The organism is Ruminococcoides intestinihominis, from assembly GCF_040096285.1.
In the GTDB taxonomy this organism is placed as follows: Bacteria; Bacillota; Clostridia; order Oscillospirales; family Acutalibacteraceae; genus Ruminococcoides; species Ruminococcoides intestinihominis.
In genome coordinates this window covers 21,072-27,801 of sequence record NZ_JBBMEY010000027.1, presented here as the reverse complement: position 1 = coordinate 27,801, position 6,730 = coordinate 21,072, and the positions used below count along the sequence as shown (strand labels likewise).

Sequence of the window (6,730 nt, the reverse complement as noted above, 5' to 3'; positions counted from 1 at the left end):
AGTCATAGTTATATATGATTTAAAATGCATAATCTCACTATAAATTTTTCTTTATAGACAATTAAATTTAAAACAAACTAACCTTTACCCACAGACAAAATTGAAAAACCCCAATTTTTAGAACTAATTTATCATTACTCATAGCCCAAATTGAAAAATCAAACTTTATATATCAAATATAATAGCAAAAGAAAAAGGTCTGCACCGTTAAGTGTAGACCTTAATAATTAGAAAAATAACCTAAAACTAAATTAGAAGATACAAGTTAAAAGCCACTTAAATCTTTCTTCACCATAAACTGCGTGAGGAACTTTTGCCGGCATAATAAGTGTTTCACCTTCGGAGACAATGTGTTCTACACCACCAACAGTGAATTTGCCTTTGCCCTCAAGAACAGTAACCATTGCGTCACCCTCTGACTGATGAGTAGAGATTTCTTCATCTTTTTCAAAAGCAAAAAGTGTTAGACTAACTGCATCATTTTGCACTAAAGTCTTGCTTACAATTTGACCATCCTGAAAGTTAACCTGATCTTTTAGTTTTAATACCTGTGATTTTGCTATATTTTTAATTAGTTTTTCCATAAGAAACACTCCTTTTACAATAATGTTATACCATGATTTTTTGAAAATATAAAGTTATTTTATAAAAAGTATTGACAATATTACTTTTGCTTATTATACTGTAGTTAGTTAATTAGATAATTGTCTAAATAATTAACTACAGATTATTATTTATTAATTAGAAAGGCTGGTGTTATGTGTGGGAGATGTGTGGAAAGCATTGGCTGACCCTACAAGAAGAAAAATTTTATCATTATTAAAGGATAAAGATATGAATGCCGGTGAAATTGCAAATGAGTTTAATATGACAAAACCATCAATTAGCAATCACCTAAATATTCTTAAACAAGCTGACCTGGTAGATGCTGAAAAGGTAGGTCAAAATGTAAATTATTCCCTCAAGACCAGTGTTCTTCAGGATGTTTTGAAACTTATTTCTGACTTAAGTAGCAGAGGAAAGGATTAGTTATGAAAAAGTATCTATGCTTAATAATTTCATTGTTAAATGCAGTAGCCACAGCAATTTATATTGCACTTATTGATAAAGATATTGTGCCTATCCACTATGATTTTTACGGTAATGTGGATAATGAAGGCTCAAAGTGGTCTTTTATGCTTTTACCTGCTATTTTAGTTGTAATGGCAGTAGTGTTCCTTATAAGCGAAAAGGTTATGGCAAAGAATATTAATTATCAGAAAAACAGTAAATACTTAACGATTTGCATTACAGGATTTTATGTTTTGATGTTAGCATTGTTTTGGGTGTTATTAATCTTATCAACAAATGGTAACGATAAAATTTTATCAAAGGCTGTTCCATTTGTTTGTAGTGTTATTCTTGGTTTAATAGGTATATTGTTTAGTAACTTTATGCCAAAGATAAAGCCTAATGGTACATTTGGTATTAGAGTTTCTGCAACTTTAAATAACGAAACTGTATGGAAAAAGACCCATAGATTTGCCGGTAAAACAGGTATGGTAGGTAGCTTCTTAGTGTTAATAACCGGTTTTGTTTCTCTATTTTGTGGTGACTTTAGTGCAGTAGTTTCCATTGTTGGTATAGTTATTTTTGTTGTAACTATTGCAGTTTTGCCGACAATTTATGCTTACATAGTAAAAGCAAATATGAATAAATGGTAAATATTATTTATATATTTACAAATTATTGCAAAAGATAATTCTTCGTGTTAAAATGTTATAGAAATGAGGTGCAATAAATGAAGAAATCACTTTCTTTTTTAGTAATATTAACATTAGCAGTTTCAATGCTTTTGGTTGGTTGTGGCAGTGACAGTCAAGGTACAAATACCGGTAGCCAAAGTTCAGAAACTCAACCTACAACTGCTGAGTTAACTTATCCTGTAGGTGGTAAAGTAGATAAATCTCAACTTAATGAATCTAATATGTATGAGATTTATGCTGATGATGATGTGTCACATGCATACCCATTAGAGTCCTTTGAATGTGATAAAGATGGTACAATCAAAAGTGGTGACATAAATGTTTACGACAGTAACCATAATATAATTAAGCAAACTCACTATGAGGGTGAAACACTTGATTATACAGAAGTTAGAGAGTATGATGAGAAAAATCAGAATACAAAAATCACTAGTTATGCCGGTAAAGTAGATAGAAATAACCTAACTTCTACTATGGTTATGGAATATGATGAAAACGGTAATAACATTAAGAGTACAACATATGATGACCAAAATAAACTTTTCTCAACCGAGAAAACTTCTTATGTAAAATATGGTGATACTTACTATACTAAAGAAGATATAATCTATGATGAAAATAATGTTGTAATAACAAAGACAGTTTATTCTTATCGTAGTGACGGTATACAGGCTAAGGATATTCGTACAGAATACAAAAACGGTAAGGTAAATTACTATGTGGAAACTAGCTACGATAGTGAGGGTAATGCTGTTTCATATACTTATTATGATAAAAATAAAAATGTAATTGATGAACCACAAGACGAGAAAGATGCTTACGGTGAGTAATTCATAAAAAAATGGGCTATTGCTTTTGCAATAGCCCTTAATTTTTGTGTTAAATCAGTAAATACCTTGTACTGTAACTTCACCACTAAAGACAGTTTCTGTAGTGCCGTCTTCAAGAGTAACAACAAGTTCACCGTTATTATCAATGTCAGTAGCTTTACCTGATACTTTTTCACCTTTTCTTGTGAAAATAATATTTCTGCCAAGTGTTGCACAGTAGTCTTTGTATTCCTTTAAATTTTCTTCATTAAAGGAGTAGTTACCCTTTAAAAGTATATTTTCAATGTGTTTTAGAATAAGTGCAAGAAGTTTGTTCTTGTCAATTTCTTTTTCACTTTCCAATGCACATGATGTTGCTTTCTTGCTAATTTCTTCCGGAAAATCTTTGTTAAGAATATTTATGCCGATACCAACAACAATAAAATCAACCTTGTCAAATTCACAGTTCATTTCTGTTAGAATACCAACCAGCTTTTTGTTGCCGATAATAACATCATTAGGCCACTTAATCTCTGCACCAAAGTCAAAGTACTGGTTAAGTGCTTTTGCAACTGCCAGTCCACAAAGTGGAGTAATCGCAGAAACTTCCATTGGTGCAATATCAGGTCTTAATAGTACAGAAAAGCTGATTGTGTCATCTTTTTTACTTTGCCATACTCTGCCTAGTCTGCCTTTGCCACCGGTCTGTTCTCTTGAGGCAATAACTGTACCGGTAGGGTACTTTTCTGCATTAGACTTTAGGTAGGTGTTGGTTGAGTCGATAGTTTCAAACACTATTAATTCTTTGCCAATCAGAGAATTATCATCAATATAAGTCTTAGTTTCACCTGCATTTAAAATACCCGGTGATGACATAAGTTTGTAGCCTCTGTTTGTAACTGAGTCAATATCGTAACCCATTTTTCGTAAATCGTTAATGTTTTTCCATATTGCAGTACGGCTAACATTAAACATTTCTGAAAGTTCTTCACCACTAATATATCTGTCACTATTCTCTTTTAACATTTTTAGGATAGTGTCTTTCTTTTTATTCGCTTTCATAATATCACTCTTATTTGTTGTTTTTCTTATAAATAAAGTTCAATCCGTCTAATAGTAAGTTTCCGTCATATATTACATCTCTCTTGCAAACAGAAACGATACTTTCAGCATTGCCACCTGTTGCAATAATAGTAACCTTTTCGCCAAGTTCATCTTCAATTCTATCTGCTAAACCGTCAATCATAGATGCCGAGCCGTAAACTGCACCACTTTTCATACAGTCAATAGTGTTTTTGCCAATAACCTTTTCAGGCTTTTCAAGGCTGATTCTTGGTAACTGACTGGTTGATGATGACAAAGCATCTTGACTGATTCTAATACCGGGAATAATAAGTCCACCAAGGTAGTTTTTGTTTTTGTCAATAACAGAAACAGTAGTAGCAGTACCCATATCAAGAACCATTGCAGGTGTAGGATATTTGTTGATTACTGCAACTGCATCAGCTACTTGGTCACAACCTAATTGTGCCGGATTGTCCAGCTTAATATTAAGACCGGTTTTTGTACCCGGACCTAAGATAACAGGAACTTTTCCTGTTAATGTTTTGATAGCTCTTTTCATTGTTAAGATTAGTGGTGGCACAACAGAACTGATGATAACACCCTCAATATCTGCAACATCAATGTGTTTCATATTAAGCATACCAACAAACTGTAATGCGTATTCATCAGCAGTTTTTAGCTTGTCTGTTGCAAGTCTGCCGGTAAAGGCAACTTGGTCATTATCTATTATGCCAATTACAATATTTGTATTGCCTATATCTATTGCAAGTAACATATTACCCTCCAATGTCAAAAATATCTACCTTAATTATGCCTTAAAAAACATATAAAATCAAGTATAAAGGTAATATTGTTGATTTTTTTGGACTATTTGATATAATCAAAATATAGAAACCTAAAGGGTTAAAGGAATGTTTATTATGAATGGAAAAAATATACTAATCGGTGTAGCAGGTGGTATTGCAGCCTATAAAACACCTAACCTTGTATCAATGCTGGTAAAGCAAGGGTATAATGTTGATGTTATTTTAACAAAAAATGCAATGAACTTTATTACACCAAATACATTTGAGGCATTAACAAAAAACAGATGTATCACAGATACATTTGATAGATTTCATAGCTTTGAGATTGAACATATCAGTCTTGCAGAAAAGGCAGATGTAGTGATGATTGCACCATGTACTGCAAATGTTATTGGCAAAATTGCAAACGGTATTGCTGATGATATGCTAACTACAACAGTAATGGCTTGTAAAAAAGCAAAGAAGTTTATTGTACCTGCAATGAATACCAATATGTACGAAAATCCTATTGTACAGGATAATATGAAAAAGTTGCAGAACTATGGTTATGAAATTATTGAGGCATCAAGTGGCAGATTAGCTTGTGGTGCAGTAGGCAAAGGTAAAATGCCTGAGCCTAAGGATTTGTATAAGTACATTGAAAGAGAATGTAAGTATGAGAAAGATTTAGTAGGTAAGAAAGTAGTTGTAACTGCCGGTGCAACTCAGGAAAAAATTGATCCTGTAAGATATATTACAAATCATTCTACCGGCAAAATGGGATATGCTATTGCTAAGGTAGCTATGGAGCGTGGTGCTGATGTTACCTTAATCAGTGGTATAACTTCTCTTGAGAAAGTACCATTTGTAAATACTATTGATGTGGTGTCTGCTGAAGATATGTTTAATGCAGTTGTTGAAAATTATGATAATGCAGATATTGTTATAAAGTCAGCAGCAGTAGCAGACTTTACACCGGAAAATGTATTTGATGAAAAAGTTAAAAAATCCAGTGGAAATATGGACACAATAAAGTTAAAGCCAACTAAGGATATTATTAAGTATCTTGGTGAACATAAAGAAAATCAGTTCTTGTGTGGTTTCTCTATGGAAACAGAAAATATGGTGGAAAATTCTAGGGATAAACTCACTAGAAAGAATCTTGATATGATTGTTGCAAACAATGTTAAAGTAAAGGGTGCAGGTTTTGGTACAGATACAAATGTTGTCACAATCATTACCAAAGATAATGAAGAAACATTGCCTATTATGACAAAAGAACAAGTAGCAGAAAAGCTCCTTGACCGAATTGTTGAAAAAATACAGTAAAAATGTGGAAAAAACAAGAAAAATAAGAGCATTATTCTTTTAAAGAATATTTGTAAAAAACTATTGTGTTATCATTATTAAGCAATATTATGAATAACTATGGTTTATTCAGAAAACAGTATTTATTTTAAGGTAATAACTGGAGGCTAAACATGGAGATTAGCGAAATTAAGCAGTTGCAAATTAACGCAACTAAGGCAAGAATGGGTGCTATCATCGGCACTTATAATGCTAAGTCAGGACATCCGGGTGGTTCACTTTCTGCTGCTGATGTTTTAACTTATCTTTATTTTAAGGAAATGAATGTTGACCCATCAAACCCTAAGTGGGCAGATAGAGATAGATTTGTTCTTTCAAAGGGTCACTCAGCACCTGCACTTTATGCAGTACTTGCACTAAAGGGCTATTTTGATTGGGACGAACTAAAGTCACTTCGTCATGTAGGTGCTATGCTACAGGGTCACCCTGATATGAAGGGTACACCGGGTATTGATATGAGCACAGGTTCTCTTGGTCAGGGTATCTCAACTGCTTGTGGTATGGCTATTGCAGGTAAGATGGACAACAAGGACTACAGAGTATATACTGTTCTTGGTGACGGTGAATGTGAAGAAGGTCAGGTTTGGGAAGCACTTATGTTTGCTGCTCATAAGAACCTAGACAACCTTGTTGTTATTGTTGACCAGAACGGACTTCAGATTGACGGTACAGTTGCTGAAGTTGGTGGCATTGAACCACTGGACAAGAAGTTTGAAGCATTCGGCTTTAATACTCTAAAGGTTGACGGTCACTCATTTGAAGAACTAGACAAGGCTTTTGCAGTAGCAAAAGAAACTAAAGGTATGCCAACAGCTATCCTTATGAAAACTGTTAAGGGTAAGGGTGTTAGCTTTATGGAAAATCAGGTTGGTTGGCACGGTAAGGCAACTAACGATGAAGAATATAAACAAGCAATGGCTGAACTAGAAGCTACACTTGCATCATTGGAGGGTTAATC

8 protein-coding genes are annotated in these 6,730 nt (G+C 33.4%); 5 read left to right on the top strand and 3 right to left on the bottom strand.

Annotated features, from left to right (window positions below; translation table 11 throughout):
* Positions 1–251 precede the first annotated feature (251 nt).
* Entirely contained in the window at positions 252–584 is a 333-nt protein-coding gene (locus tag WMO18_RS07565; protein WP_022505024.1) for a cupin domain-containing protein, read from the bottom strand.
* A 178-nt stretch (positions 585–762) separates the two neighbouring features.
* On the opposite strand from WMO18_RS07565, the gene WMO18_RS07560 reads away from it, so the two are divergent.
* The 3 genes from WMO18_RS07560 (at position 763) to WMO18_RS07550 (ending at position 2,575) form a co-directional block, all read left to right on the top strand.
* Complete coding sequence (locus WMO18_RS07560; RefSeq protein WP_211147704.1) at positions 763–1,029, top strand: autorepressor SdpR family transcription factor; 267 nt, start codon at positions 763–765, stop codon at positions 1,027–1,029.
* Positions 1,030–1,031: 2 nt separating this feature from the next.
* The gene (locus WMO18_RS07555; RefSeq protein ID WP_367286507.1) at positions 1,032–1,703 is read left to right on the top strand and encodes an SdpI family protein; all 672 of its coding nucleotides are present in this window, start codon (positions 1,032–1,034) and stop codon (positions 1,701–1,703) included.
* A 77-nt stretch (positions 1,704–1,780) separates the two neighbouring features.
* A complete protein-coding gene (locus tag WMO18_RS07550; protein WP_211147702.1) occupies positions 1,781–2,575 on the top strand; it encodes a hypothetical protein in 795 nt (264 codons plus the stop codon).
* A gap of 54 nt (positions 2,576–2,629) precedes the next feature.
* Here the strand turns inward: WMO18_RS07550 and WMO18_RS07545 are convergent, their stop codons facing one another.
* Both WMO18_RS07545 and WMO18_RS07540 read right to left on the bottom strand, forming a co-directional pair.
* Positions 2,630–3,616 carry a biotin--[acetyl-CoA-carboxylase] ligase gene (locus WMO18_RS07545; protein ID WP_211147701.1) on the bottom strand — a complete coding sequence of 329 codons (987 nt, stop codon included), beginning with the start codon at positions 3,614–3,616 and terminating at the stop codon, positions 2,630–2,632.
* A gap of 10 nt (positions 3,617–3,626) precedes the next feature.
* Positions 3,627–4,394 carry a type III pantothenate kinase gene (locus WMO18_RS07540; RefSeq protein WP_022505029.1) on the bottom strand — a complete coding sequence of 256 codons (768 nt, stop codon included), beginning with the start codon at positions 4,392–4,394 and terminating at the stop codon, positions 3,627–3,629.
* A 142-nt stretch (positions 4,395–4,536) separates the two neighbouring features.
* On the opposite strand from WMO18_RS07540, the gene coaBC reads away from it, so the two are divergent.
* Together coaBC and WMO18_RS07530 are read left to right on the top strand one after the other, a co-directional pair.
* On the top strand, positions 4,537–5,733 hold the full coding sequence (coaBC, locus tag WMO18_RS07535; protein WP_211147706.1) for a bifunctional phosphopantothenoylcysteine decarboxylase/phosphopantothenate--cysteine ligase CoaBC: 1,197 nt from the start codon (positions 4,537–4,539) through the stop codon (positions 5,731–5,733).
* Between the two features lie 152 nt (positions 5,734–5,885).
* Positions 5,886–6,728 (top strand): transketolase, encoded by an 843-nt coding sequence (locus tag WMO18_RS07530; RefSeq protein ID WP_211147700.1) that lies wholly within the window; start codon positions 5,886–5,888, stop codon positions 6,726–6,728.
* Positions 6,729–6,730: the final 2 nt, after the last annotated feature.

Excerpts from the sequence above, each read along its gene's own strand:
- WMO18_RS07565 (WP_022505024.1), bottom strand. The coding sequence starts at position 584 with ATGGAAAAACTAATTAAAAATATAGCAAAATCACAGGTATTAAAACTA.
- WMO18_RS07540 (WP_022505029.1), bottom strand. The coding sequence starts at position 4,394 with ATGTTACTTGCAATAGATATAGGCAATACAAATATTGTAATTGGCATA.
- WMO18_RS07555 (WP_367286507.1), top strand. The coding sequence starts at position 1,032 with ATGAAAAAGTATCTATGCTTAATAATTTCATTGTTAAATGCAGTAGCC.
- WMO18_RS07545 (WP_211147701.1), bottom strand. The coding sequence starts at position 3,616 with ATGAAAGCGAATAAAAAGAAAGACACTATCCTAAAAATGTTAAAAGAG.
- WMO18_RS07550 (WP_211147702.1), top strand. The coding sequence starts at position 1,781 with ATGAAGAAATCACTTTCTTTTTTAGTAATATTAACATTAGCAGTTTCA.
- WMO18_RS07530 (WP_211147700.1), top strand. The coding sequence starts at position 5,886 with ATGGAGATTAGCGAAATTAAGCAGTTGCAAATTAACGCAACTAAGGCA.